Raw genomic sequence first — 215 nt, forward strand, 5'->3', positions numbered from 1 at the left:
GCTGCAGAGTCGAGAGGTTGTGGAGCAGGTTGCTCATGTCTGATGCGCGCACATCATCTTTACGGTGATGATGCTGCTTCATTTTGTCCGTGATATCGGAGCGGCTGATGCCATGCTCCAGACCGGCGTACCCCATCTCTAGGATGGCGCAGACGAGGTAGTACGGCAGGTGAAGGGGTCGTTTTCTCCTTCTCCTTTGAATGCGTGACGTTGCC

At 55.3% G+C, this 215-nt stretch carries 1 protein-coding gene; it reads right to left on the minus strand.

Annotated features, from left to right (window positions below; translation table 11 throughout):
• Window positions 1–215 (minus strand): hypothetical protein (locus HMPREF0072_RS12390; protein WP_211204266.1); only part of this gene is annotated, 215 nt, incomplete at both ends.

The organism is Anaerococcus lactolyticus ATCC 51172 (assembly GCF_000156575.1).
Lineage (GTDB): Bacteria > Bacillota > Clostridia > Tissierellales > Peptoniphilaceae > Anaerococcus > Anaerococcus lactolyticus.